General features: G+C 69.2%; 27 protein-coding genes. 9 read left to right on the top strand and 18 right to left on the bottom strand.

The genetic code is table 11. The features are described 5' to 3' along the window. Nucleotides 1-342: 342 nt before the first annotated feature. Complete coding sequence (locus tag ACFWJW_RS13195; protein ID WP_387239094.1) at nucleotides 343-1230, top strand: endonuclease/exonuclease/phosphatase family protein; 888 nt, start codon at nucleotides 343-345, stop codon at nucleotides 1228-1230. A 32-nt stretch (nucleotides 1231-1262) separates the two neighbouring features. Here the strand turns inward: ACFWJW_RS13195 and ACFWJW_RS13200 are convergent, their stop codons facing one another. The 6 genes from ACFWJW_RS13200 to ACFWJW_RS13225 form a co-directional block, all read right to left on the bottom strand. Further along, nucleotides 1263-1496, bottom strand: coding sequence for a DUF2277 domain-containing protein (locus ACFWJW_RS13200; RefSeq protein ID WP_387239097.1), 234 nt, complete (start codon nucleotides 1494-1496; stop codon nucleotides 1263-1265). 47 nt (nucleotides 1497-1543) lie between these two features. Then, nucleotides 1544-2371 carry an alpha-ketoglutarate-dependent dioxygenase AlkB family protein gene (locus ACFWJW_RS13205; RefSeq protein ID WP_387239100.1) on the bottom strand — a complete coding sequence of 276 codons (828 nt, stop codon included), beginning with the start codon at nucleotides 2369-2371 and terminating at the stop codon, nucleotides 1544-1546. Between the two features lie 25 nt (nucleotides 2372-2396). Beyond that, entirely contained in the window at nucleotides 2397-2957 is a 561-nt protein-coding gene (locus tag ACFWJW_RS13210; RefSeq protein ID WP_387239104.1) for a hypothetical protein, read from the bottom strand. Nucleotides 2958-2982: 25 nt separating this feature from the next. Then, a complete protein-coding gene (locus tag ACFWJW_RS13215) occupies nucleotides 2983-3531 on the bottom strand; it encodes a methylated-DNA--[protein]-cysteine S-methyltransferase (RefSeq protein WP_387239107.1) in 549 nt (182 codons plus the stop codon). 679 nt (nucleotides 3532-4210) lie between these two features. After that, nucleotides 4211-4588 carry a VOC family protein gene (locus ACFWJW_RS13220; protein WP_387239110.1) on the bottom strand — a complete coding sequence of 126 codons (378 nt, stop codon included), beginning with the start codon at nucleotides 4586-4588 and terminating at the stop codon, nucleotides 4211-4213. 396 nt (nucleotides 4589-4984) lie between these two features. Beyond that, the gene (locus ACFWJW_RS13225) at nucleotides 4985-6295 is read right to left on the bottom strand and encodes a serine hydrolase domain-containing protein (RefSeq protein WP_387239113.1); all 1311 of its coding nucleotides are present in this window, start codon (nucleotides 6293-6295) and stop codon (nucleotides 4985-4987) included. 374 nt (nucleotides 6296-6669) lie between these two features. Between ACFWJW_RS13225 and ACFWJW_RS13230 the strand changes: the two genes are divergently transcribed. Continuing rightward, nucleotides 6670-6900, top strand: a complete 231-nt coding sequence (locus ACFWJW_RS13230) for a DUF6296 family protein (RefSeq protein WP_042153157.1) — start codon at nucleotides 6670-6672, stop codon at nucleotides 6898-6900. Between the two features lie 186 nt (nucleotides 6901-7086). On the opposite strand, the gene ACFWJW_RS13235 is transcribed toward ACFWJW_RS13230, so the two are convergent. Next, nucleotides 7087-7365: a hypothetical protein gene (locus tag ACFWJW_RS13235; protein WP_387239116.1), complete on the bottom strand. Its 279-nt coding sequence runs from the start codon at nucleotides 7363-7365 to the stop codon at nucleotides 7087-7089. Between the two features lie 129 nt (nucleotides 7366-7494). Further along, nucleotides 7495-8193, bottom strand: a complete 699-nt coding sequence (locus ACFWJW_RS13240; protein ID WP_387239119.1) for an aspartate/glutamate racemase family protein — start codon at nucleotides 8191-8193, stop codon at nucleotides 7495-7497. A gap of 370 nt (nucleotides 8194-8563) precedes the next feature. Here ACFWJW_RS13240 and ACFWJW_RS13245 point away from each other — a divergent pair, with 370 nt between their 5' ends. Beyond that, the gene (locus tag ACFWJW_RS13245) at nucleotides 8564-9325 is read left to right on the top strand and encodes a chitinase (protein ID WP_387239122.1); all 762 of its coding nucleotides are present in this window, start codon (nucleotides 8564-8566) and stop codon (nucleotides 9323-9325) included. A 109-nt stretch (nucleotides 9326-9434) separates the two neighbouring features. Here ACFWJW_RS13245 and ACFWJW_RS13250 read toward each other — a convergent pair whose 3' ends face one another. Together ACFWJW_RS13250 and ACFWJW_RS13255 are read right to left on the bottom strand one after the other, a co-directional pair. Further along, nucleotides 9435-10628, bottom strand: a complete 1194-nt coding sequence (locus tag ACFWJW_RS13250) for a cytochrome P450 (RefSeq protein WP_387239125.1) — start codon at nucleotides 10626-10628, stop codon at nucleotides 9435-9437. Between the two features lie 257 nt (nucleotides 10629-10885). Beyond that, nucleotides 10886-12178 (bottom strand): ATP-binding protein, encoded by a 1293-nt coding sequence (locus ACFWJW_RS13255; RefSeq protein WP_387239128.1) that lies wholly within the window; start codon nucleotides 12176-12178, stop codon nucleotides 10886-10888. Nucleotides 12179-12422: 244 nt separating this feature from the next. Between ACFWJW_RS13255 and ACFWJW_RS13260 the strand changes: the two genes are divergently transcribed. Continuing rightward, nucleotides 12423-13148, top strand: coding sequence for a Mut7-C RNAse domain-containing protein (locus ACFWJW_RS13260; RefSeq protein WP_387239131.1), 726 nt, complete (start codon nucleotides 12423-12425; stop codon nucleotides 13146-13148). Nucleotides 13149-14158: 1010 nt separating this feature from the next. Here the strand turns inward: ACFWJW_RS13260 and ACFWJW_RS13265 are convergent. Beyond that, entirely contained in the window at nucleotides 14159-14536 is a 378-nt protein-coding gene (locus tag ACFWJW_RS13265) for a hypothetical protein (RefSeq protein WP_387239134.1), read from the bottom strand. A gap of 36 nt (nucleotides 14537-14572) precedes the next feature. On the opposite strand from ACFWJW_RS13265, the gene ACFWJW_RS13270 reads away from it, so the two are divergent. The 3 genes from ACFWJW_RS13270 (at nucleotide 14573) to proP (ending at nucleotide 17692) form a co-directional block, all read left to right on the top strand. Then, nucleotides 14573-14935: a hypothetical protein gene (locus ACFWJW_RS13270; RefSeq protein ID WP_387239137.1), complete on the top strand. Its 363-nt coding sequence runs from the start codon at nucleotides 14573-14575 to the stop codon at nucleotides 14933-14935. 125 nt (nucleotides 14936-15060) lie between these two features. Then, nucleotides 15061-15759: a class F sortase gene (locus ACFWJW_RS13275; RefSeq protein WP_387239140.1), complete on the top strand. Its 699-nt coding sequence runs from the start codon at nucleotides 15061-15063 to the stop codon at nucleotides 15757-15759. Between the two features lie 421 nt (nucleotides 15760-16180). After that, nucleotides 16181-17692, top strand: coding sequence for a glycine betaine/L-proline transporter ProP (gene proP / locus ACFWJW_RS13280; protein WP_387239143.1), 1512 nt, complete (start codon nucleotides 16181-16183; stop codon nucleotides 17690-17692). A 144-nt stretch (nucleotides 17693-17836) separates the two neighbouring features. Here the strand turns inward: proP and ACFWJW_RS13285 are convergent, their stop codons facing one another. Continuing rightward, nucleotides 17837-18505 (bottom strand): hypothetical protein, encoded by a 669-nt coding sequence (locus ACFWJW_RS13285; protein WP_387239147.1) that lies wholly within the window; start codon nucleotides 18503-18505, stop codon nucleotides 17837-17839. An 88-nt stretch (nucleotides 18506-18593) separates the two neighbouring features. Here ACFWJW_RS13285 and hemC point away from each other — a divergent pair, with 88 nt between their 5' ends. Continuing rightward, nucleotides 18594-19529, top strand: a complete 936-nt coding sequence (gene hemC, locus ACFWJW_RS13290; protein ID WP_387239150.1) for a hydroxymethylbilane synthase — start codon at nucleotides 18594-18596, stop codon at nucleotides 19527-19529. A gap of 192 nt (nucleotides 19530-19721) precedes the next feature. On the opposite strand, the gene ACFWJW_RS13295 is transcribed toward hemC, so the two are convergent. Together ACFWJW_RS13295 and ACFWJW_RS13300 are read right to left on the bottom strand one after the other, a co-directional pair. Then, nucleotides 19722-20117, bottom strand: coding sequence for a nitroreductase/quinone reductase family protein (locus ACFWJW_RS13295; protein WP_387239153.1), 396 nt, complete (start codon nucleotides 20115-20117; stop codon nucleotides 19722-19724). 137 nt (nucleotides 20118-20254) lie between these two features. Then, nucleotides 20255-20680, bottom strand: coding sequence for a hypothetical protein (locus ACFWJW_RS13300; RefSeq protein ID WP_387239156.1), 426 nt, complete (start codon nucleotides 20678-20680; stop codon nucleotides 20255-20257). 409 nt (nucleotides 20681-21089) lie between these two features. On the opposite strand from ACFWJW_RS13300, the gene ACFWJW_RS13305 reads away from it, so the two are divergent. After that, nucleotides 21090-21245 (top strand): hypothetical protein, encoded by a 156-nt coding sequence (locus ACFWJW_RS13305; protein WP_167536036.1) that lies wholly within the window; start codon nucleotides 21090-21092, stop codon nucleotides 21243-21245. A 111-nt stretch (nucleotides 21246-21356) separates the two neighbouring features. Here the strand turns inward: ACFWJW_RS13305 and ACFWJW_RS13310 are convergent, their stop codons facing one another. The 4 genes from ACFWJW_RS13310 to ACFWJW_RS13325 form a co-directional block, all read right to left on the bottom strand. Beyond that, nucleotides 21357-21701 (bottom strand): MmcQ/YjbR family DNA-binding protein, encoded by a 345-nt coding sequence (locus ACFWJW_RS13310; RefSeq protein ID WP_387239159.1) that lies wholly within the window; start codon nucleotides 21699-21701, stop codon nucleotides 21357-21359. Nucleotides 21702-21795: 94 nt separating this feature from the next. Beyond that, nucleotides 21796-22293 (bottom strand): potassium channel family protein, encoded by a 498-nt coding sequence (locus tag ACFWJW_RS13315; RefSeq protein ID WP_387239162.1) that lies wholly within the window; start codon nucleotides 22291-22293, stop codon nucleotides 21796-21798. 112 nt (nucleotides 22294-22405) lie between these two features. Then, nucleotides 22406-23380, bottom strand: a complete 975-nt coding sequence (locus ACFWJW_RS13320) for a trypsin-like serine peptidase (protein WP_387239166.1) — start codon at nucleotides 23378-23380, stop codon at nucleotides 22406-22408. A gap of 303 nt (nucleotides 23381-23683) precedes the next feature. After that, nucleotides 23684-24862, bottom strand: coding sequence for an alpha/beta hydrolase (locus ACFWJW_RS13325; protein ID WP_387239386.1), 1179 nt, complete (start codon nucleotides 24860-24862; stop codon nucleotides 23684-23686). Nucleotides 24863-25041: the final 179 nt, after the last annotated feature.

The following is a 25041-nucleotide window of genomic DNA, read 5'->3' on the forward strand; positions in this document are numbered from 1 at the left end:
AACTTATCGCCTATGCCGGGGTTCGAGACTTCCGCATGATGGTTGTTGTGGCGACGGTGGTGCGGGTTCCGGTGCCGGTTCCGGTTCGGGTGCCGGCACCCGTGTCTGTCTCTGGGCCGGTGTCTGCCTGTACGACGGATGACTGGAGTTGCTGTGACTGCTCTCGTTCCCGGGTGGAAAGCTTCATCCGATTCCGTTGAATTCTCTGGTCCCTCTCCTTTCGACAGTCCCTATGAACTCACTGATGCCGCTGCTTCCCCGGCATCCCTGACTTCCGCTGATTCGACTGATTCCTCTGGTTCCCCGGGGACCGGTTTGCCGGGATCTGGTTCCGGTGGCGCGATGGCGTCGGTCAGTCGGCGGTTTTCCTTTCGGGTGGTGGCCGCGGCGGCGGTCGCCGGGCCGGTGGCGGCGGTGTGCGGGCCGGGGACCGCGTACGCCGCCGACGGCCGGCGGGGACTGCGGGTGATGACCTTCAACCTGCGGTACGCCTCGGATGTCCGGCCGCACTCCTGGGCCGAGCGCCGGCCCGTGATGCGGGACTTGCTGCGGCAGGAGGCCCCGCATCTGCTCGGGACGCAGGAAGGGCTGTACGGGCAGCTGCGCGATATCGCCGAGGATCTCGGACCGCATTACGCCTGGGTGGGGACCGGGCGGGGCGGCGGGAGCAAGGATGAGTTCGCGGCCGTTTTCTATGATGCCCGGCGGCTCGCACCGGTCGAGTACGACCATTTCTGGCTGTCCGATACGCCGTATCTGATCGGCTCGGCGACCTGGGGAAACACCGTCATCCGGATGGTGACCTGGGTCCGGTTCCGGGATCTGCGAGCCGGCGGCGAGTGCTATGTCCTGAATACGCATCTCGATCATGCGCATCAGTACTCGCGTGAGCGTTCGGCCGGTCTGATCAACGAACGACTGGGTGGGCTGGACCCTTCGCTGCCCCGAATAGTCACGGGCGACTTCAATGTCGCGGCGCACAAGAATTCCGTGTACGAGATGCTGCTCGACGGCGGTTCGCTCGTCGACAGCTGGGACACGGCCGACGAGCGCAGCCGGCAGTACGCCACCTTTCATGGCTACCGGCCGCTGGTGCCGGACGGGGACCGCGTCGATTGGATCCTCACGTCACCGGGGGTGCGTACGCGCCGCGCCACGATCAATACGTACTCCGCGCACGGGCAGTTTCCGAGCGATCACCTACCGGTGCAGGCGCTGCTCGATTGGTGATCGCGAGCCGGTGGCGAGGACGCGGCCGCTGCTCAGGTGTGTGTGGGCCGGCGGGCGGCGGAGCCGCGGATCTGGAGGCCGTCGAGAAGGTCCTGGGTCGCGGCGGCCACGGCCTCCACGGCCTGGTCGAACACCTCGCGATTGTGGGCGGCCGGGGCGCGGAATCCGGAGACCTTGCGGACGTACTGCAAGGCCGCGGCCCGGATGTCCTCGTCGGAGACCTCGGGGGTGGTGGGCGGACGGAGCGTCTTGATGCTGCGGCACATGAGTCCAGTGTGCCTCGCGGTACCCAGCGTGCCTCGCGGTGCCGGCGTCAGCCGTCGAGTCCGGTCACCCGCATGGTGATGTTGAGGCGGCCGCCAGCCAGACCGGACGCCGGGTCGCCGGTGCCCGGCCGGACCTTGGGAACGCCGTGATAGGCGAAGCGGGACGGTCCACCGAAGACGAAGAGGTCGCCGGAGGCCAGCTCGACATCGGTGTACGGCTTGGTCCGCGTCTCGGTGTTGCCGAACCGGAAGACACAGGTGTCCCCGATGCTGAGGGAGACGACCGGCGCGCCGGAGCGCTCTTCCTTGTCCTGATGCATGCCGAGTTTCGCCTGGTCGTCGTAGAAGTTGATCAGTGCGGTGTCCGGTGTGTAGCCGTCACCCGCAGTGGCGTCCTGATACGCCTCGACCAGCGCGCGGCGGCCCAACTCGACCATCCACCGGGGGAATTCGGCCACCCGGGCGCCGTTCACATCGTCGGCGGTCCGGGTGTACGCGTACGGCTGCCAGTGCCAGCCGATGCACACCGTCTGGACGGACATCACCCCGCCGCGCGGAAGCTTGGTGTGCCGGATCGGGGCCGGGCCGCGCGCCCAGCCACGGCACGCGGTGACCAGCTCGCGCTGCTGGGCCATCGTCAGCCAGCCGGGGACATGTACGGCGCCGGGGGCGATTTCCCGTCGGCTGTCGTGACGGGCAGGGCTCTGGTCGGCCAGGGCGGAGTGGCGTCCTCCGGATTCGCCGGAATCTCCCGCCCCACCAGAGCCGTCCGCACCTCCCTGGCCTCCGGAGACACCCGGCCGACCAGGCCCTTTGGCGCCCGCGGGCGCCTCGAAGCCCCCGAATCCCTCGAAGCCGGGAAGTGGCGTGCTCATCTGCTCCTGCCTCATCGCTACCTGCCTACAGCGTGCCACGGGGATCAACCGGCGTCCTACGGGCCGGTAGCTGCTGGGTGACCCAACCACGGTCGATGGCCCATGTGCCACCGTCCGCCGTGGCACCGCGCATGCCGTGCAGCGTTGCCGGGCCCGCCAGGGCGGGGACCCGGGAGTCACCCAGTGCCGCAAAGCCGAAGGTGCGGGCGGGGTCCCAGTCGGTGCTGTGCCGCAGCCGGCGGCTCATCTGGGCCCAGCCGACGGGCGCGGCGGCCACCACCCAGGCGTCCGGTTGCCCGGCGGTGAAGCGGTGGGCCGCACGGAGCCAGGATGCGGCGGATTCCGGCCAGTCGACCACGGCGAGGACCGGCTGCCGGCCGGCCGCGCGCCATGCTTCGGCGAACGCCGCCGTGGACGCGCGCGACGCCGCGTCCCTGCTGTGCCCGACGACCACCGTCGCGATGCGCATACGGGGCGCGGTCAACAGGGCGAGCAGCGCGGCGAGTTCTGCCTCGGTGTGCGGGGCGGGGGAGGGGAGGCCGCCATAGGCGGCCACCTCGGCTGGGGGAATGAGCGGTGAGGTCATCAGGAGGGGTACCGGCGCGCCGGCCTCAGATGAGGGTGGGCTGGAGAGCGCCCTCGTGCGTGAGGAGCGCAATTTTGGCTTCGACGCCTGCCGCGTAGCCGCGCATCGTGCCGTCCGCGCCGATCACGCGGTGGCACGGGCGCACGATCAGCAGAGGGTTCGCGCCGATCGCGGCGCCCAGGGCACGTACCTCGCCCCGCGGCACTCCGAGAACGTCGGCGAGTCGCCCGTAGGAGGTCGTGGTGCCGTACGGAATCGCCTCCAGGGCTCGCCAGACCCGCTCCTGGAAGTCCGTACCGGCAGTGCGGAACTCCAGCTCGAAGCGGGTGAGCTCGCCGGCGAAGTAGGCGCGGAGCCGGCGGACGGCCTCGGCGAAGGGGGCAGGGTCGCGCCGCCAGTGCGGCTGTACGGTGACGCCCCGCTGCTGCGGCAGGGAGAGGGCGGTCAGGGCGGTGCCGCCGGGTGCGGTGGCCGACTCCTCTCCGACGAGCAGCAGCTCACCGAGCGGGCTGTCGAAGGTGGTGTAGCTGGTGGTGGCCGTGGTGGTGTCCGTGGTCGTCTCGGGGGAGATCATGACGCGTCCTCGTTCGTATCCGCTGCTTTCACTCTTCGAGTCTGCGGGGCCGGGGCCGCGTCGGCTGGCGGAAATCGGACGTCACGGTTGCTTGCTTGCTTGCTTGCTGCGGCTGGCTGGTGGTCTGTGGTGGCGAGACCGCCCCTGGTAGCCGACGTGGCGCTGACGGCATCGACATCGGCTGTGGCGGCCTTGTTTCAGGACACAGATCCCCCTTGTGTACGGGCTGCCCTGCCGCTGTGACCTGGCCGCCCACGGGACAGTCCTTAGGCAGCCTCGACAACCTCCGCTACCTCAGAGCGCACCGCCAACGTCCATATCTCCAGCAGCACCGCATACTCCGCCATGTCCTGAGCCGACCACGCCATCCCGCGCCGGGCGCGCACAAAGCGCCGGATCGATTCGTTCGCCTCGGAAGCAGGAACGGGCACACCTGTAGGGGCAGAAGGAGTTGGGGACATATGAGCAATGCTAGGGGCAGACACTGACAACGCGGCCCCGCGCGCACCGGCCCGCGGTCGGCAGCTGCTGCCCACGCTGCCACGCCGACGGTCCCTCAACTTCCTGACCAGGACAGACCGTCGGCCCTCCGATCCACTACCGCTGCCTGCATGTGTCCATTCCCACACGCTCCGCGGTCACCCGGAGTACGAACCGAAGCCCGCGTCACCGCTGCCCCTCAGTGCAGGAAGAGGCAGAACGGGTGCCCCGCCGGATCAAGGAACACCCGGACATCGTCCTGCGGTTGGAATGTGGCGCGCCGTGCCCCCGCCGCGACCGCGAACGCCTCGGCCTGGTCAAGATCGTCGACCCGGAGATCGAGATGGAGCATCTTCTGCTGCTCCTCGGCTCGTTCGGGCCACACGGGGGCCTGATACCCGGGCTCGGACTGGAACGAGAGCCCGGTACCGCCGTCCGGGCAGCGGAGCAGGACCCAGTCCGGTTCACTGCATTTCACCTCCCAGCCGAGCAGTTGCCGGTAGAAGTCCGCAAGCGCATGAGCATCCGGGCAGTCCAGGACCACCGTCGCAAGCGACACCCGAGGTCGTTCAGGCATCATCGGCTCCACGCCTCCCATCACTCCCGCCGTTCACCATTCCTGCCATCGGGCCCGCGAAAGCGGGCGAAGGCCGGGCTGCCGCGGTCCAGGATGAGATCCCGATCGGGTGACGTCCCGCATCCCCCGTTGGCAGCGGTGCGGAGGGGCCGCACCGCCGGCGTCACCTCAAGGAATGCCCCTTGGGAGAGCCGCTATCCCCACGTCGCACTCGGGCGGCGGCGCTCCGGGGGGCCGGCCCGTGACCGTACCCCGTCGCATTCCTCCGACCCGCGTTGTCAGTGGTGCCCCGTACCGTGGTTTCCGTAACTATCCGAGCTGCTGGCGCTCCTCGGACCCGCTCCGCTCCCGTGACAGCGCACGGGAGCGGAGCACCATCCCAGTGGCCGGGCAAGCTCATTGGTGGCGTACCGGGAGGGGAGGCTCCTGCGGAGCGACCAGGAGTGAGTGGAAGGGGTCCGTGTTGGTCGCCCCCGGGGGCCGGCCGGCACTGGACCCGCACAACGCCTGCGCGACATGAGCGTTCATGGCGATGTCTATCGGGCCCGTCTGGGGAGCGCCGTTTCCATCGAGCTTCTGATAGCGCGTCAAGTTGAAACCGAGCGACATTTGTCGTTGGCCGTCCGCACTGGACATGGACCAGGTCATGGCCCCCAGCACCAGGCCGTTGTGTCCCCAGAACTCTCCGCAGGGCAGGTGCCTGGTGAACAGGCCCAGGCCGTAGCGGAACGGGCTGCCCTCGATGGGCACCGTGGTCTTCATCTGCCGCAGCTGGGCCGGGGCGAGCAGTTCACCACCCAGCAGCGCACGGTAGAAGCGGTTCAGATCGGTCATGGTCGAGACGAGTGCTCCCGCCGTTCCGGCCCAGGACGCGTTGTAGACGCTGAAGTCCCGCGGGGGGTTGTACCCGCCATACGCGGCCTCGTACATCTTGGCGTGCGGCCCGGTGAGGTGGGCCGATCGCGGAAAGTAGGTGTGCCGCAGTCCTGCCTTCCGGATGACGTGCTCGGTGATGTACGCCTCCGGAGACTTGCCGGTGCTCTTCTGGAGCAGGAGACCCGCGAGGACGAAGTTGGTGTTGGAGTAGTGATGAGCCTGGCCCGGTTTACCCAGCGGCTCTGCCTTCAGCCCCAGCCGGGCCAATTCCCGGGGATCGAACTGGTGGAAGCGGTTGGCTTCGATGCTGTCCGCCGTGGGGAAGATCGCCCCGGCATAGTCGCCGATGCCGCTGGTGTGGTTCAGCAGCATCCGGACGGTGATCGCCTGCCCGCGCTCCCCGGGGACGAGGCCGGGCAGATAGCGGCCTATAGGAGCGTCGAGCTCGATGTGTCCCTTACTGACTTCCTGGAGGACGGCGACCGCGGTGAAGGTCTTGGTGATGCTGCCGATCCGGTGTCGCATCTGTGGAGTGGTGGGGCGCCCGGTGTCGACGTCGGCGACCCCCGAAGCACCCTGCCATTCCGCGGCGCCGTCCCGCACCGCAGAGTAAGCGCCGTACATCCCTGCGTCATGGAAGGCATTGAGTGTCGCCTTCAGGGCCGCCCGGTCGATGCCGGACCGGTGGGCGGTCGAGGCGGCGGTGGCGTTGCTTTGGCTCGTGATCGGCGCCGTGGCGGCTGAGGCGGTGGTGGGAATCGCCAGTGTGAGTAAGGCGGCGGTAGCCGTGCCGGCCAGCCGCAGGTGCCGGCGAGGGGTGGTAACAGGCATGGATTCTCCGGGAGTTCAACATCTGAGTCAGCATTCGACCTTCGCGGTCCCGATTCTCGCGGTGGGACAGCGGCCAGACGTCAACCCTCGGAACGACCTTGATCACAAGCTCGCATGACAAATGTCAGGTTTACGGAGGGTGGGTTCCGCGCTTCATGTCGAGGGGTGGGCGGCGCGACGGCTGCCCATCGGACGCCTTGGCAATGCCTCGGAGGCAAGGGCTCCTCCGGCCCGGGAATCGCGCCTCGGTGTCCTCCTCAGGCGCCGTGGGCGGGAGTGGGTGACGATGGAATGGCCGAGGTGCAGCGGCGCGCTGAGAGCGGCGGCGGGGAGCGTCGGCGGAAGCACCTGCCCAGTTTTATCGGGAGGCCCTGATGGATTACCCGGAATGCTATGAGCTGGTATTTCAAGCCCCCGCAGTGGAGGACGACGTAGTGATCGTCCACCGCACCGAGCGTGCGGGAGCGGGCGGGTATCCGGTCTACGAGGACGAGTCGGGGATCGTACGCGCAGAGATCAGCGACCGGGGCGAGGTCCGGATGCTGGCCAGCGGCGGGCATCAGATGCTCCGCACGCCGCTGCTGGCACGTCCCCTGACCCCGTGAGCTTCAGGAGCCCATCTGGCAGCTGGGCCTGCACGCGATCGCACACACTCTGTAATCACCCGCTCATGGTGCGTTGAATTTCGCCCTCGGTAACCTTCTGTGCTTCATCCATTGCGGCGTGTGCTGATCGGCATGATGCGGCCCGTGCGTCGGCGCCGGGTAATTTTCCTCGTCGAGGAGGGGATATCAGAGGCCGCGCAGATGGCCGCGCTTCTGAGGCGTTCGCCGGACGTCGGGCTTTGACGCTTTCTCGGTGTCCTCATTGCTTTCGCCGGCCGCGCCGGATTCGTCGTCCTCACCGTTGTCGAGATCGTTGTTTCCGGCGACGTCAGGGTCGGCGTCGGGTTCGGATTGCGACGTGGGGGCGGTGGTATGGCCTTCGAGCACCGCCATGGCGCGTTCGAGCGTCTCACCGGTGACCTGCATCCGGATCCTGGCCAGTCGTTCTAACTCGGTACGCGACACCACGTCAGGGTACCTGCCGTCAGTTCAAACCTCGGTACGACACAAGAATCCGTGGAGAGCGTGGAGTTGGTGATGACCATTTCTCCAACCCCGGGCTCGGAGGGCTGCTGGATTTCCCCGGCTGTGCTGCTACGGGGCGTCGGAGAGGGCGCGGGTGACGGCCGCTTCGGCGTGCAGTCGGGTGGTCGGGAAGACCGGGACCGGGCTGTGTTCCGGCCCGATGAGCAGCTCGATCTCGGTGCAGCCCAGCACAATGCCCTCGGCCCCGGCGGCGACGAGGTCCCTGATGACGGCCATGAATGCCTGCCGGGATTCCTCTTGGGCGATGCCGAGGCACAGCTCCTCGTAGATCACGCGATGGACCGTGCTGCGGCCTGCGGCCTCCGGAACGAGTACTTCCAGTCCGTGGCTTTCCAGCCGGCCTCGGTAGAAGTCCTGCTCCATGGTGAACGCGGTGCCCAGCAGTCCGATACGTCGCAGGCCGCGCGCGCGGACGGCGTCGGCCGTGGTGTCGGCGAGGTGCAGCAGCGGGACGGTGACGGCGGCCGCCACTTGGCCGGCGACCTTGTGCATGGTGTTGGTGCAGATCAGCACCATGTCCGCGCCGGCGGACTCCAGCGCCCTGGCGGCGTCGGCGAGAACTTCCCCGGCCTCTTCCCAGCGCGCTTCGACCTGTAGGCGTTCAATCTCCGCGAAGTCCACGGAGTAGAGCACGCACCGCGCGGAGTGCAGGCCGCCCAGACGCTCGCGCGTCAACTCGTTGAGCAGCCGGTAGTACTCCGCGGTGGACTCCCAGCTCATGCCTCCGAGCAGCCCGATTGTCTTCATCGGGCCACTTTTGCACAGAGGGCGGACCGTTGTGTCACCACCCCCGGCCCGGATGCTGAGCGGCCTGTCGATGAATCACCGCATTGGTATGGACATGCTCAACGTGGCGCCCATAACCTGGCGTTGGTCTAGACCGCAGCGCTTCTTGTGGTTGTGGCCACAGTCGTCGTCGCAGCCGTTGTTGCCGTCTTCGTGCCGCGTTTGCTGGTGGCCGGCCTGCGCCGTCCGATCCACCCGTGCGCCAACATCCGCTTCCAGTACGCCAGTTGATCCATCCAGGCGACTGCTTCAACGGCGTTCCCGATAGGGCGATCCCCCCACATGGTGGCCCCTCCATGCCCGGAGGCCGGCCGCGAGAAGGAGTCACGCAATGAGGTCACGTATTGCCGCGCTGCTGGGTGCCGCGACCGTAGCCGTGGGCGTAGCACTCGTCGTGCCGACGATGCCGGCGGCTGCCACGACGGGCTGTTCCCACTGCGCCCCGGCCCCGGCCGGCGCTGACGCGCGAGCCGAGGGATTCGTCGTCAGCGAGGCGCAGTTCAACCAGATGTTCCCGAACCGGAATGCCTTCTACACCTACAGCGGGCTGACCGCGGCCCTCAGTGCCTATCCGGAGTTCGCCAACACCGGAAGCGACACCGTGAAACGTCAGGAGGCCGCGGCCTTCCTCGCGAACGTCGGCCACGAGACCGGTGGCCTGGTCCATGTGGTCGAGCAGAACACCGAGAACTATCCCCACTACTGCGACGCCACCCAGCCGTACGGGTGCCCGGCCGGACAGGCTGCCTACTACGGACGCGGGCCGATCCAGCTCAGCTGGAACTTCAACTACAAGGCGGCGGGCGATGCGCTCGGCATCGATCTGCTGAACAACCCCTACTTGGTGGAGCAGGATGCCGCCGTCGCCTGGAAGACCGCCCTCTGGTACTGGAACACACAGACCGGGCCGGGCACCATGACCCCGCACCAGGCGATGGTCAGCGGCGCCGGTTTCGGCGAGACCATCCGCAGCATCAACGGCTCCCTCGAGTGCAACGGCGGCAACCCCGGCCAGGTGCAGAGCCGGATCAACAACTACAAGAGCTTCGTTGAGATCCTGGGAACTACACCCGGCGACAATTTGAGCTGCTGACACGGTGCGCGGCGAAGCCTGTTGACCTCTATCAGAGCAGGTGGGCAGGCGGCTTCCGGCCGTGACGGCCAGAGACCTTCAGTCGCCCTGACGCCCGCCCTTGAGACGCTCAGCTCTTCCAGCGCACCGGTAGTTGCGCCGGTCCGCGGAGCATCCCGACGCGCCAGGTGAGGTCGTCGAAATCGGCGTCCATGGAGAGGTCGGGGCAGCGTTCCAGGAGGGAGCGGAGGGCGACACGGGCCTCCAATCGGGCCAGTGGGGCGCCGAGGCAGAAGTGGATGCCGTGGCCGAAGGCGGTGTGTCCGCGTGCGTCGCGGGTGATGTCGAAGTCGTCGGCGACGGCGAAGAGTTCCGGGTCCCGGGAGGCGGAGGCGAGGGCGATCACTACGGTCTCGCCGGTGGGGATCAGGGTGCCGCCGATCTCGACCGGCTCGCCGGTGAAGCGCCAGGTGGCCGTCTCCACCGGGCCGTCGTAGCGCAGCATCTCCTCCACGGCGTTGTCGAGGAGGGAGAAGTCGGCGCGCAGGGCGGCCAGTTGGTCCGGATGCTGGAGCAGGGCGCGTACGCCATTGGCCAGGAGGCTGACGGTGGTCTCATGGCCCGCAACCAGCAGCAGGAAGGCGGTGCCGATCAGCTCGTCCCGGGAGAGCTGGTCGCCGCCCTCGTCACTGGTGCGGATCAGGGCGCTGAGCAGGCCGTCGCCGGGAGCCTTGCGCTTGGTCTCGATGAGGTCGGAGAGGTAGCCGGACATCGCCGCCACCGCCTCTTGTGCCGCCTCGTCACTGGTCGGCGCGACGATCTCGTTCGACCAGGAGCGGAAGGCATCCCGGTCCATGGCGGGAACGCCGAGCAGCTCGCAGATGACGGTCATGGGCAGGGGGAAGGCGAGGGCCTCCACCAGGTCGGCGCGGCCCTCCGGGACGGCGAGCATCGCGTCCAGCAGCTCGTCGGTGATCTGCTGGACCCGTGGCCTTAGTGCCTCGACGCGGCGAGACGTGAACTCCTTGGCCACCAGCTTCCGCAGCCGGGTGTGCTGAGGCGGGTCCGCGTCCAGCATGTTCGTGAACAGGGCCGACTCCTCACCCTCGTCGTTCTGCGGCATGGCGATGCGCCAGTCCTTGTTGAGGCGGGAGTCGCTGAGCGCGGCTCTGACCGCCTGGTGCCCGACGACCAGCCACGCGTCGTTGCCGTAGGGGAGGCGCACCCGGTGGACGGGCCCTTGGGCACGCAGCTTGGCGTAGTACGGGTAAGGATCCCTGGTGAAGTCCTTGCCGTACGCCCCCAGATCGACAATCTCCGCCATGCGTGATCCGCCCCTCTCGATGTTCCCCGATGGTGCACGAGTTCCGGCACCCGTCAGACCGTATGTACGCGAACCGGGAGTCAACATCGGTCCCACGGAGGAGTCGTAGCGGTCCATGTCCTCCCGTTGCAGTGCTCCGGCTGTAGTTCTGTCGTCCGACCGCGGCTTCGTGGGACGAGCCCGAGCCGGCCCGCGGTGGGGGCGCGGCTCCGGGCCGATCGGTCCCGCCTGCGGGTGTGTGGGGGCCGCGCCGGCCGTCAGCAGCGGGCGTGAGCGGTGATGTCCGCGCTGAATTCGTCGACCATGGCAGGGGTGACGGTCGGCCGGCACCGGTCGATGGCGGCGAGATAGTCGTCGGTGCTCGCCCCGAGCCGCCCGTGCGCGCCCGCGCCGCCGCCGCCGATCGCCTCCAGGTCCCGCTCGAAAGACGTCTGGGCGGCCATCCGGGCGGCGTGCTCGATATCGGCCGGGGTGAACAGCTCGCTGGCCGCCACCAGTGCCGCCACCTCCACCTCGGGACGGCCGTCCGTGTACCGGGACCAGATCGCCGACCGGGCCGCCGCGTCCGGCGTACCGATCGGGATCAGGTAGTCGAACCGCCCCGGCCGCAGGAAGGCCGGATCGAGCGAGCGGATGGAGTTGGTCGCGCACACCAACAGCCGCTCGTCCCGCTCACGGAACCCCGGTATGAGCTTGAGCAGCTCATTCGTCACCCCGTGGAGCCCGCCCGGCTGGGCCGGCTCATGGCGGACCGGAGCGATCTCCTCGACCTCGTCGATGAAGACGAGGACCCGCTCCAGTTCCGCGATCCGGGCGAACGCGCTGCGCAGTGCCGCCGCCAGATTGCCCTCATCGGCCAGCCGGGAAGGAAGCAGCTCGACGAACGGCCAGCCGAGCCTGGCGGCGATACCCCTGGCGAAGGTGGTCTTCCCGGTCCCCGGCGGGCCGAACAGGGCGATGGCCCGCGGCGGCCGTACCCCGTGCCGGGCGGCTCGCTCGGGCTCCGCCAACGGCAGCACGACCCGCCGCTCGATGAGGTCCTTCTCCGCTTCCATACCGGCGACCTTGGCCCACAGATCAGCGGGCAGGAAGCGTCCGCCGAGGTCTTCCAGGAGGCTGGCCGCGGGGCCGTGGTGCGGTTCGACCTTCTCGAAGTAGGCCACCGCGGGCTGCCGCGTATAGCCCGCGTTGAGCAGGCCCTCCCCAAGCAGTTCTTCCTCGGGAAGCACATAGGCGATCCGGCTCACCCGGGCCGCGACCAGGCGCCGCTCCAGTTCCATCAGCAGCGCACTCGCCAGGCCCCGGCCACGCCAGGCCGAAGAGATCGCGATCCGCATCACCCAGCCCCGCTCACCCGCCACACAGGCGAGCGCCGCCCCGATGGGAGCGCCCTGGTGGACGGCCACCACGGCAGGCTGCCGAGAAGTCAGCGCACTGATGCACTCGGCGAGCGAGAAGACGGACTCCTGCCCCAGTTCTGCCGTGGAGTCGATCAGGTGGACCACCTCGGCGAGATCGTTCTCGCGGTAGTCGTGGATGTGCCAGTTCACCGGTACCGCCCCTCATTGGTGATGGTGGTGATGTGGTGGCAGTGAGGCTAGGGGCGGCGGGGGAGCGGGGCCTGCTCCATCGTGAACAATCCGGGATGCCGACCGCTACGGTCCGTATGTAGCCAGATGCGCCACCGCCACGGTCGAGCCGCGGCGCCGCCATGTGCCGGAGGGCTCGCCCCATGCCTCTGACCGGCAGGAATCCGCTCGCTGTCGTGGTTCGCCCGATGGCATGCTGTCCGGCGTGAACGGACCCGAGATCCACTTCAGCTTCGACCCCGCGCTGCACCTTTTCGTCGCTTCAGCCCACAGCACCGCCGGTACGCCCGTGGCAACCGATGGGTCATCGACGCTCGGCCATGTCGTCGAGTCGCTCGGCGTCCCGCTCACCGAGGTCGGCCGGCTGGTCGTGGACGGTGCCGAGGTCCCCGTCTCCCATGTGCCGCAGGAAGGCGAGAGCATCGAGGTGCACGCCATTGAGCGCCCGCAACGGCTTCCCGGCGCGCCGCTGAGGTTCCTGCTCGACGTACACCTCGGCACCCTGGCGCGCAGGTTGCGGCTGCTCGGCGTGGACGCCGCGTACACGAATGAGGACCCCGGCGACGCGGCGCTGGCCGCGCTCTCGGCGAAGGAACAACGGGTGCTCCTCTCCCGGGACCGCGGGCTGCTGAGACGGCGGGAGATCTGGGCGGGCGCGTTCATCTACAGCGACCGGCCCGATGAGCAACTCCGCGACGTGCTGGGGCGCTTCGCCCCCACCCTCGCGCCGTGGACACGCTGCACCGCGTGCAACGGCCGCCTCATGGACGCCGACAAGGACTCCGTCCGTGAGCACCTTGAGCACGGCACGCAGCGGACGTATGACGTCTTCGCGCAGTGCACGGCATGCGGTCGCGTCTACTGGCGAGGGGCGCACCACTCCCGGCTGGAGGCGATCGTCGAACAGGCGCTCCGGGAAAGCGCCACCTGAAGGGCGGGGCAGGTCGCTTTGCGATGTTTCACATGAAACATCGGACGGCCTTCCGGCTGACCCTGTCGGCCGTATGCATTCCACAATCCGGGTGAGGGGCTCTCGCTCAGGGGCGTGCGGGGCTGGTCATTGCGTACGGACGGGATACGGCGGATACGGCGGGGGAGCCGTTGAGCACCAGCGGGCTCGCGGAGAGGGTGACGCCGTCCGTCAGGCCGACATTCCGGGGTCCGGTCGCTTCGTCCGAGTCGTGGCCGGGCGCCGCTCCCCGTGACGGTCCGGCCGCATCCCGCGGGCCGAGTGGACCGGCGACCAGGTGGCGAAGGGCTGCTTCCCAACTCGCCCTGACAGCAAGGCGATGCGGCATCGGGGCGGTCGGAGCCGAGCTGGATCCGTGACGGCGCTGCGCCACCCGAGACCTTTGAGGTGCCTTCGATGGCGATCTACTGGTCGTCTCCTCGAATTGGCGCCCGCAAAAGGTGAGTTGACGATTTCACTGTGCTCCCCGCACCCCGCCGTTGTCAGGCGCAGCCGGAGCCGTTTCCGGCGCCCGCCAGAGCCCTGCGCGCCCAGGGCCGTACCCCCGTCGAGCCGGCCGTGGGCTGCCGGCCGCCCGACCGTCCCGGGGCGTGGACTCCCGGCGGCGGAGCCCCACACAGCGGAGATGTTCAGACCGTCAGGAACCTTCGGCGTGTCGCCGTGGGACCCCGTTCGCGGTGCTCGTTGCGCGAGGAATGGCGCGCCTCGGAGGGCCCGCCGGAGCCCTCTAGCCCACTCGTTACGCGACACGCCGACGACGCGCGCCGTCCAATGGGTGAATCCGCTGCCTTCCGCCACCCGAAGAGCCCACGGCGTACCTCGAATGCGACGTTCTCCGGTGGTGCGCGGCCGCAATCCGGCTGACGGTGATCACGTCGCCACTGCGATCCGATGAGCCGACAAAGAGTCAGCCTTCGCAGTTGCGCCGAAAGGAACATGTCCCCATGCGCACTGCTCGCACCCTGTTCGCTTCAGCCGCCATCACGGCGGTGCTTGCAATCTCTGCTCCGGCTGCGAACGCCATGATCACGGAGGACATTGCGTCGGACAGCGCTTCCTCCAGCAACCAGGTCACGAACGGTGACCGTGACCGTGACCGTGACCACGGTCGGGACCGTGACCGTGACCGTGACCGCCGGCGTGACCACTGCCGTGACGGCCGCGATGGCCGCGATGGCCGCGACGGCCGTGACGGCCGGGGCAACGGCCGCGACGGCCGCGATGGCCGCGATGGCCGGGGCAACGGTCGCGATGGCCGCGATGGCCGTGACGGTCGTGACGGCCGCGACGGCCGCGGCGGGCGTGACTTCGGTCGCGACGGCCGTGACGGCCGCGATGGCCGCGGACATGACCACTGCCGTGACAACCGCAGGCCGAGCGGTGGCATGCACACCGGTGGCGGTGCCATGGCCAAGGCCGTGCTCGCTGACTGGGACCAGGGCAGCGGTTACGGCGACGACCACGACAGGCGCGGCGGCCACGGCGACCGTGACCATGGCCGCGGCGGCGACCGCGACCACGGCCGTGGCGGCGACCGTGACCACGGCCGTGACCACGGCGGCTACGGCGACCGTGACCACGGCGGCTACGGCGACCACCGCAGGCCGCACGGCGGCATCCACACCGGTGGTGGCGGCCTGGCGACCGGCGGCGGGATGGCCGCGGGTTCCGTGCTGATGCTCGGCGGTCTCGGCGCCGGTGCGTACATGCTGCGCCGTCGCAATGCGTCGGGTACCGCGGCTGCCTGATCAGGCGCCGCACGGAGACCGATGCGCTGTCGCGGCCACCGTTCCACGTGGACGGTGGCCGCGGCGATTGCGTACCGATGCCCCCCTCAACGCCCCACCGCCTCGTTCACGAAAGGCACCCTGACATGACCGCCCCGCAGTCGCCTCAGCCGAAATCGAATCCCTCCCGGACCGCCTCCACGTCGCGCCCCATCGGCCGCGGTCTGCTGTGGTCTGCGGGAGCGTTTCTGCTGGGCTCACTCCTCGTCTACAACTCCGTGGACACCTCTGCGGACCCCAAGCCGCAGTCCCACTCCGCCGTGGCCGAGTCCGCCAACCCGCGCAGCTCCGCCTCCCCGGCGGTCCCCGACCTGGCCCTGCCCCGCTCCGCACCGAAGCGGGTGACGATTCCGCAGATCGCCGTAGACGCGCCCTTCACCCAGCTGACCATCGGCCCGACCGGGCAGCTCAACGCGCCGCCCGGGAACGACAAGAATCTCGTCGGCTGGTACAAGGACGGTGCCGCGCCGGGCGAGCGCGGATCGGCGATCATCGCCGGTCACGTGGACACCAAGACCGGACCGGCGGTGTTCCTGCAACTCGAATCGCTCAAGCCCGGCGCCACGATCAACATCACCCGTGAAGACGGCATCATCGCCAGCTTCAAGGTCGACTCCGTCGAGACCTTCAACAAGGCGCGCTTCCCCAATGAGCGGGTCTACGCCGACACCCCCACCGCGCAGCTTCGCGTGATCACCTGTGGCGGCGCATACGACCGGAAGGTCAAGGACTACGTCGACAATATCGTGGTGTTCGCCCACCTCGCCTCGTTCAGAAACGCCTGAGTGGGCTCCCTGCGCATCGCAGAGACCCGCACCGGCATCTCAGGACAAGCCCAGGCCGCCGCTCCACCGACCGGCCTGGGCTTTGTCATGGCCGGGGGCCGTGCGCCGTGGACCGTGCGCCTCGCGCCGTGCGCCGGGGCCGATGCCGTGCTCCCCTCCGCCCCTCGACGCCGACCCTTCATTTCGCCCGCCCGGTAGTGCGACACGCGGTGCCCCGCCCCCTTCTCCCGACAGGGAATTCCCGGGGAATAATGAGCCACCGATCACACCACCGGCCCGCCATTGCCCGGCCGATGAGTTTTCACGAGGCACCCAATTCCGCCCTGTTGACGGGATGAGAATGAGCGCTGGATGTCAAAAGCCATCGGGTCCGCGCCGGGGCCCGAAGCCGGCCCGCGGCGGCACCGCGGCGACCGACCGTATGCTCCGCATTCTGCTGCGTCGCCGCAAACGGTCGCTGAGCACCGAGGATGTGACGGTCACCGACCGGCCCGCCGTGCACAAGGCCGTGTCGGCGGCCGCCCTGGGCAACACCATGGAGTGGTTCGACTTCGGGGTCTTTGCCTACCTGGCCGGCGCCTTGGGAAAGGTCTTCTTTCCGTCGAGTTCCCCCGGCGCCCAGGTGGTCTGGACCTTCGCCACATTTGCTGCGGCGTTTCTCGTCCGGCCGCTGGGCGGCCTGGTATTCGGTCCGCTCGGCGACCGTATCGGCCGTAAACGGGTGCTGGCCGCCACCATGATCATGATGGCGGTCAGTACCTTCGCGGTCGGATTCCTGCCCACCTACAACTCCATCGGCTTCGCCGCACCGGTCCTGCTGCTGATCTGCCGCCTGGTACAGGGGTTCTCCACGGGCGGGGAATACGCGGGAGCGACCACATACATCGCCGAATACGCACCGGACACCCGGCGCGGATTCCTCGGCAGCTGGCTCGACTTCGGCACCTTCGTCGGCTACGCGCTCGGCTCCGGCCTGGTCACCCTGCTCACTGCCGCGCTCGGGGACGAGGGGCTGGTGGACTGGGGGTGGCGGCTGCCGTTCCTCGTCGCCGGCCCGTTGGGGCTGATCGGTCTGTACATGCGACTACGGCTGGAGGAGACCCCGGCCTTCCAGCGCGAGGCCGAACAGGCGCATCGCGACGCGGAGGAGGCCCGTGCCGCGGGCGGCGCGGACCCGGTGGAGGAGGCCCGGCAGTCCGGTCAGGGCCGGCTCAAGGAGATCTTCACACGGCACTGGGAGGCGGTGCTGATCTGCATGGGCCTGGTACTGCTCTACAACGTCACCAACTACATGGTGACCTCGTATCTGCCGACGTTCATGACCGAGACCCTCGGCCAGGACGCCCTCACCGCCCAGCTGCTCGTGCTCGGCACCGTGATCGTCGTGGTGCTCACCATCACCACCGTGGGCCGCACCTCCGACCGTTGGGGCCGCCGGCCCGTCTTCATGGCGGGCAGCGCCGCCATGATCGTCCTCGCCGCGCCCGCGGTGCTCCTCATCCGCGCCGGCGGCATCCTGCTGCCGGCCTTCGGATGCCTGATCCTGGGGCTGTTGCTGATGTGCTTCGCGGGCACCTCCGCATCGACACTGCCCGCACTGCTCCCGACCCGGCTGCGCTACGGCGCGCTGTCGATCTCCTTCAACATCTCGGTCTCGCTCTTCGGCGGCACGACCCCGCTCATCGCCTCGGGGCTGGTCCAGGCGACCGGCGACGACATGATCCCCGCCTACTACCTGATGGTCGCCGGCCTCATCGGGCTCATCGCCACCTTCTTCCTCCATGAGACGGCCGGCAAGCCACTGCGCGGCTCCGGCCCGATGGTCGAGAGCGGGGAGGAGGCCCAGGAGCTGGTGGCCAGGAGCCGTACCGAAGCGGGGCGGCGGGCCCGGGACATCTGGATCCGGCCGCGGCGCCCCTGGGCGCGGCACTGAGGGTGGCCGACGGGCGCCGCACGGGGCGCCCGCGCGCCCGTGCCCCGCCCCGGCTCACCGAGGCCAGGATGACTGCGCCCACCTCAGCTGGCCCGGGCCGGGAGCGCCCACCCCACTCACCCGGGCAGCGCAATCGCGCCGGACCTATCCCCGCACACTCGCGTCCCAGCGCCACGTGGTGCGCCGAGGCTGCCCCGCCAGCTCGGCGCGCCCGGTGGCCCACAGGAGGGCGCGCCACGGATCGTCGGCCACCGGGACGTCCGGAAACAGGCGGGCGAGCACCCGGGCACACAGATCGGCGGGCGGGTTCCAGCCGAGTCCGAGGCCCTCCGTCAGGTCATGTGTGTGCACCAGGGTTTCCACGGCGCCCATCGCGGCGAAGCCCGCCGGGTCCGACACGCCGAACACATGGTGCGCCCGCACCTTCGGGGGCGTCGTACGCACCATGGCCACCAGCAGCGCGCCGCTCGCCTCCAGCACCTGAAGCAGCCCCGCGGGCCCCGCCGTGCGGTCGGCATGCACGGCGTTCGCGGGGCCGCCGGCCCGTCGGCTCTCCCACACGAAGGGCACATTGCCCTCCAACGGCGGCCTCCTGGGGCCCAGTTGGACGGCGTAGGCGAAGAGATCGTCGCTGAGGTGCTCGGCGGTCTCCCAGCAGTCCCACTCCAGCGAACCGGCCCTGGCGTTCCAGGCCGTCGGCGGCGCCTGGCGCAGTACGGACACGGCGAGCTGTACGGCACGGTCCAGATCGTCCGCGGTGACGGCGGACTCCGGGAGTGCGGCTTCGGTGGTTCGCGAGGTTGACCGGGACATGGTGGGACCGTACCGCGTACGAGCGAGAGCGGGCGGAGCCGGGGCCTGCGCGTGCGGGCAACGGGATCTGACGGTCTATCGTGGGCCCATGTCCGCCCCAGAACTGATCCGTATCGTCTCCCGTGACTCGCCCATGGCGCTGGCCCAGGTGGAGCGCGTCCGCGCCGAACTCGCCGCGCTGCATCCCGGCATCGCCACGGAGGTCGTCCCGGTCAAGACCACCGGCGACCGCTGGATGGGCGCCCTCTCCCAGGTCGAGGGGAAGGGGGCGTTCACCAAGGAGGTCGACGCCGCCCTCCTGGCCGGCGAGGCGGACCTCGCGGTGCACTGCGTCAAGGACATCCCCGGTGACCGCCCGCTGCCGGCCGGCACGACCTTCGCCGCCTTCCTGGAGCGCGACGACGTCCGTGACGCGCTGATCCACCCCGGCGGGCTCACCCTCGACGAACTCCCCGCAGGCACCCGGATCGGCACCTCGTCGGTCCGCCGGATCGCCCAGCTCGCCGGATCCCATCCGCAGCTCCAGTGTGTGCCGATGCGCGGCAACGCCAACCGCCGGATGGAGAAGCTGGCAGCCGGTGAGGCGGACGCACTGCTGCTGGCCGTCTCCGGCCTCGAGCGCATCGGCCGCACGGACGTGATCACCCAGGTCCTGTCCGTGGACGAGATGTGCCCGCCCGTCGGTGCGGGCGTGCTGGCCCTCCAGTGCCGCGAGGACGACACCGAGACCATCGACGCCGTCAGCGGCCTCGGGCACCCCCAGACGTTCCAGGAGACGACCGCCGAACGCATGCTGCTGCACGTCCTACAGGGCCACTGCAACAGCCCGATCGCCGGCTACGCCAAGACGGACCGCCGCGGCGAACTGTCCCTGCGGGCCTGTGTCTTCACCCCGGACGGCAAGACGGTCCTCAACGCACACGAATGGGCCGGCCCGCTCACCCCGGAGACCCTCGGCACGTCCGTGGCCGTCGCCCTGCTGCGCCAGGGTGCACGCGAACTGATCGACGGCATCGCGCACTGAGTACCGCGCCCCCGGAGAGCGGGCCACTACGGCCGGCGGCGGTTCACTACGGCCGGTGACGGTCACTACGGCCGGCGGCGGCCACGGCGGCCGGTGGCGGCCACGGCGGCCGGTGGTCACCCTGCTTTCCGGGCCGCTCCGGCGTTGCTCCGGAGCCTTGGCCCGACGTGCAGTGCCCGGCGACCAGCTCCGTCACTCGTCGAGATCGACCCGGAACGTCAGCAGATTCGTCCCGACCGCCCGGACCGCCGTGCTGTTGAGCCGGGGCAAGGTCTTGAGCCGTGCGCGGGCGTCGTCCTCCGGGACCGGATGGGCGGTACCGGCATACCAGCGTCCCTTGATCCGGACCCGCACCTGCGGATGCGCCTGAATATTCCGCACGTACTGCGACTTCTCGCCGTACTCGGAAACGAACCAGAAGGCCCGCCCGATACGGCGTCCACCGATGGGTGTCCGCCGCGGCAATCCGGACTTCCGCCCGGTCGTCTCCAGAAGAGTCTGCTGCGGAAGCCGGGAGAGGATCGGATTGCCGATCCTCCTCTGGAACGACGTAACCGCCCGGAACTTGATCTCGCGATAGCGCGACATCCACGGCCTTCCCGTTGGGTGCTTAGTTGTTGCTGCCGCTGGCACTCGCCACGCCGGACGGTCACGGCGCGCGTGAGGCGTCGCGGCCCGGGGCCGACCGCCTCACCATAGGACCCCGCACCAGCGCGAGCGGCTCATCAACGCCGGGTGCTATCGCCCCTGTGCCCGACGGTGTCGTCTTCCCACGGCACGACGACGACCTGCACCTCGTCCTCGTACACCACCCTTCCGGGATCCGTCGACTCGACCCTTTCGCAAGCCACAGCATGAGCCGCGAGGATCTCCAGGTAGCCGTCGACCCGCTCGATGAGATGCCCGGCGGTGGCCTTGAACCATGCCACCGCTCCCGGGTTCAGATCGTGGTCGTAGACCCTGGGGTCGACGTGCGAAGGGTTGGGATAATGCGCGTCGTACCAATCATTGCCGGCACGCCAGAACCGGTACTGCTCCTCACTCAGCCTGCCCTCCCGCGCAAGCCCGTTGGCGAGCGCGAAAACGCCGGGGAAGTGACCTCTCGGACTGCGCGTATCCCCCTGAAACCGCACGTATAACGCCGCACTCATGAATCGCCTCCTGAATCGCCGCCTGCTGATTTCTGCCCTGCCGCCTCCACTGGCTACACGACAGGTGGCCTGCCGGCGCGCGTCAGCCGGAGAACGGTTTGCCACCGCAAGGGAGGCCCGGGCCGGCCGCCGCTCCGTTCGAAGACGATATGGCCCAGCTGTTCGGGCGCCACGCGCTTCGCGTGGTGACATCGGGGGGCTCAGGTTGCGGTCTCATGGTCTGGGATGATCTTTTGCGTGCTCGCCGCGCACATGACACGATGTCCAGCGCCGCACGGGGGAGCGGCACACGTGTGGGGACAACCTCCCTTTGCGCACCGCGTTTTCCACCGTGGTGCTCCCTTCTTCCCGGGGCGGCGAGAACCTACCAAGCCGCAGTACAAGGAATCACTAGGGAACGGGACGAGACATGACGACTTCCACACACACCTCCAGCCCCACGCCGATTTACGAAGAGCTCGTCGAGGAGCACGGAGATATCCTCGCCGAAGCCCGCGAGGCCGCGGAGCGTTCTCAGCTGACGGCGTCCCAGGCGCTGGACTGGAGTGATCTGCGCCGTCGCTGACCGAGGTCTGCTCGGTTATCAACGGCAGCAGATGGCGGCAGACGGCAGGAGTCGGCAGCTGGCGGCAGGAATCGGCGGAGCGGTTGCTGGACGGATCGGTTGCCGGACGGTTCAGGTGCTGTCGGGGAATGTGTCGACCAGTCGCGACGGTGCCGCTTGTTTCCAGGAATCCACGAGGATGTCCCATAGCTCGGTCAGGTCCTCGAGCGCGGCCAGGCGCACTCTCACCCAATGGGAGCTCGCCTCGTGCGGCGGTACCCAGAACTTTTCCGGTTCCGCTGCGATCAGCTCCTTGCGCTCATGAATGGGGCATCGCACGGCGAATGACGTCTCATCGTCGGGGATCGTGATGAACATCTTCCCGGCGACCCGGAAGGTGGGCATCTCCCAGGCTTCCTTCTCCACTGTCTCGGGCAGGGAGAGGGCGATACGGCGGACGTCAGCGGAATCGATCACGTGAGTACTTTAGACGTGCGGTGAAGTGCACGGACAGGGATGTGCCGGGCTCTTCGCATTCGCGAGCTTCCGCGAGGTCCGCGCCCGCTCTTGCTCACGGGGCGGAGTGTGTTCCCTTGTCCCGGATCAGGTTCTCGACGTGGTCGAAGCGCTCGTGCAGCGTGTGCAGCTCCGAACGCAGCGCCTCCGCGTCCTCGCGCGCATGGTTCCCCACCGCCTTGCCCAGGCGGACCATGTCCTGCTCCGCGTGGCCGACGAACCAAGTGGCGAGAGCCGCGGTGATGACCCCGAATGCCGTAATGGCGCTGAGCATCAAGAGGGAAGCGATGACGCGGCCCCATAGCGTGACGGGATAGAAATCCCCGTAACCCACGGTCGTCGCCGTCTCGATCGACCACCACAACGCCTTCGGATACGACGTGATATTGGCGTGTGGCGCGCCGGATTCGGCGACCACGACCAGAGCGGCACCCGCGAGGAGTACCGCGGTCATGACCACAGTGACCCAGATCGCCGCTTGTGCGTGCAGCCGGCGCCATGCCTCATTACGGAAGAGGCGATTCAGTACGGACACGAGAAACGACGGCACCAAGGGGCGTCACCTTCCACTGCGGCCTGGTGGGCAACCGGCCTTCCGCCATCGCTGACATGAAGGGACATTAACAGGAGCGAACGCCATGCCCCGGATATGCCGGCGGTCGCGATCAGCGCGAGGAACCGTCCTGGCGGGGCGTGGCCGGGGGATCGCCATGGACGGCGTGCAGATAGAGCGCCAGGGTGTCGACCGTGAAGTACGAGCTGTACGAGACATCCGGGAAGTCGCCGCCCGTGTGATAGCCGCCGATGACGCCGATGAGGGCGTAACCGGTGAAATCCCGCACCAGGAACGGACCGCCGGAGGTGCCGCCGATATAGCCCGCACAGGCAATTTCCAGGAAATTGCCGGGGGCGGCGGGATCGGTGCTGGTGTATCGGTGTGTGGAGGAGGTGCAGTCGAGGGGCTTGGGGTGGGTGGTGTCCTTGTTGCCGGGGTAGCCGATGAGCCGTACGTTCCGGTGGTCATAGCCCGGGTACGGCAGGAGGTCGAAGCCGCCGGTCACCTCCTCCACCTCGGCGCCGTCCTCCCGCGCGCCGAGCCGCACGACCGCGTAGTCCCAGCGGGCGCCCGCGCTCATGCCCAGGTCGTAGTAGCGCTGGTCGAGGTAGATGCGCTCGATGGGGTAGATGCCGTGCGGCTTCAGCCCGTCGTGGTACTGCGGGACGAACGACAGATGCCGCTTCGGGTCGGGGGAGCGCAGACAGTGCGCGGCGCTGACCACCAGGTCGCGGTGCGGACTGCGGACGACCGTGCCGCCGCAGAACCGGCCGGTGTTGCTGCCGTCCGTCCAGAAGAACGTGCCCACCTGGGGGAGACCGTCGAAGGGGTGGCTCGGCGGGGTGGTGGCCGTCGCCGGGCGCGGCGCTCCCGTGCCCTTTCGCGCGGCGGCCGGACGCGCTGCCCGCATCCGCTGCGGAGTCCAGTACGTGTCGGCCGACTCGGCGGTGAGGCGCGACCGGTGCCCGTTGCTGTACGGGGTAGCGGCCGCGGGCGGGGCCGGGGCGAGGGTGAACGACAGCCCGAGCAGCAGCGGGGTGAGCAGCAGGGCGAGGCGGCCGCGTACAGCAATCGGTCTGCTCATGATCCGGGTCCTCCCGAGGGCCGGCGTACGGAACGAGAGACGTGCGCGAGGCGAGCGTGCCATGGTCCTACGGCCGGGGAGTGTATGGCGAGAGTCCGGGCCGGAATGTCTGGCACACCGTCAAGAGCGCATGAGGTGAGGGCTGGGCGCGGAACTCATGGCTCCGCGTAGCTGAACCGGGGCCGGGCCGGAGCCGGAGCCGGAGCCGGAGCCGGAGCCGGAGCCAGGGTCGGTCCGACGGCCCGCCGGGCTCACCGGTCCGACGAGCCCCGGGCATGCGGGCCGCCGGCCAGGCCCCGCCACTCAGCAGGTCGGCAGGTGCCGGGCGAAGAACGAGAGCACGTGGCTGCGGACCAGGGGGACCGACACGGCCGGGTCGATCGCGCCGACCAGCTTGATCCGGTGGGCGGCGGACATCAGCCCGGCGGCCTGCAACTGGGGAGCTATGGCGGCGTAGTCGTTGAACACGGCGTGCGCGGCGTGGTCGAACTGCCGACGGGTGACGCGGCCGCCGTGCGGATGGGCGAGCATCGCCGACCAGGAACGCTCCAGTTCCTTCCGGTAGGGAAAGCCATCGGTTCCCAGGAGGAGCAGCGGCCGGTCCGTGCCGTATTGGGCGATCGGGAAGAGCCTTCCTTCCTGACCGGGGGAGGCCGGAGGGTGGTCCAGAAAGCCTTCCAGGTTGATCGCGGCCTGGATGCGGCGGTCCTCGTACATCGCCTCGGCCGCGGTGGTGCCACCGGCCGAGTGGCCGTAGATGCCGACCCGCCGCAGGTCGAGCGCACGGCTGAGGTGCTCCGGCAGCGGGCGGCCCGCCGCGTCCGGATTCCGTCCGGCGGCCAGCGCCGCCAGCTGGTTCAGCACGAACCGGGTGTCGGCGATCCGGGTGTCGATCGCGGTACGGAACATCTCCGGGTCCGTCCGCGGGTCTCCCCTGAAGACCGTCTCGCGGACCTTCTTGCGCCCCGCCCTCGCGTGGGGAAACTCGACCTCGCTGCCGTCGCCGGGGTGGTCGACGGTCACCACCACGTAGCCGTGGGCGGCCAGTTCTTCGGCGAGACCGGTGCCGAGGGTGCGCGGGTCGCCGCCTCCCGGGCTGTACAGCAGCACCGGCCGTCGCATGTCCTGCGCGGGGGCGCCCGTATGCGCATGGGTCCTGGTGGCCGCCCAGTTCACACCCTTCGCCGGCAGCCCCTCATGGAAGAGCGGGTCGATGAACGGCAGACGCTGCGCGGCGCCCCGGGACATCTGCGGTGCGACCGGATAGCCGCGGACGGTGCGGGCCGGATAGAACACCGTCGCCATCACTTCCCGTACGGGGAGGGGCTCCCATGGGTCGCGCCGGGTGCGATCGACCAAATACAGCGTGGTGACCCCGATCCGGTGCGGCCCGGTCGGCGCCGGCAAGCGGAGCGTGAGGTCCTTCGCGCCGCGGGCCTTCCCGGGCGCCGCCTGCGCGACCCCGCCGCCGGCAAGCAGCATCGTGGCGGCCAGCGCGGCTGTGGTGGTGAGGGTCCGACGCTTCACTCCGGCCCCCTCCTCACCGCCGGGCACGGCACCCTCACGGCCGCGCTCCAGTGCAGACCTGTCGTCCAGTCCGGATCTGTCGCCTGCTCGCTCACCCTCGTTGACGTTCTTGCGGAACATGGCTCTCCCCTTGT

It is taken from the genome of Streptomyces sp. NPDC127097 (assembly GCF_042724075.1).
In the GTDB taxonomy this organism is placed as follows: domain Bacteria; phylum Actinomycetota; class Actinomycetes; order Streptomycetales; family Streptomycetaceae; genus Streptomyces.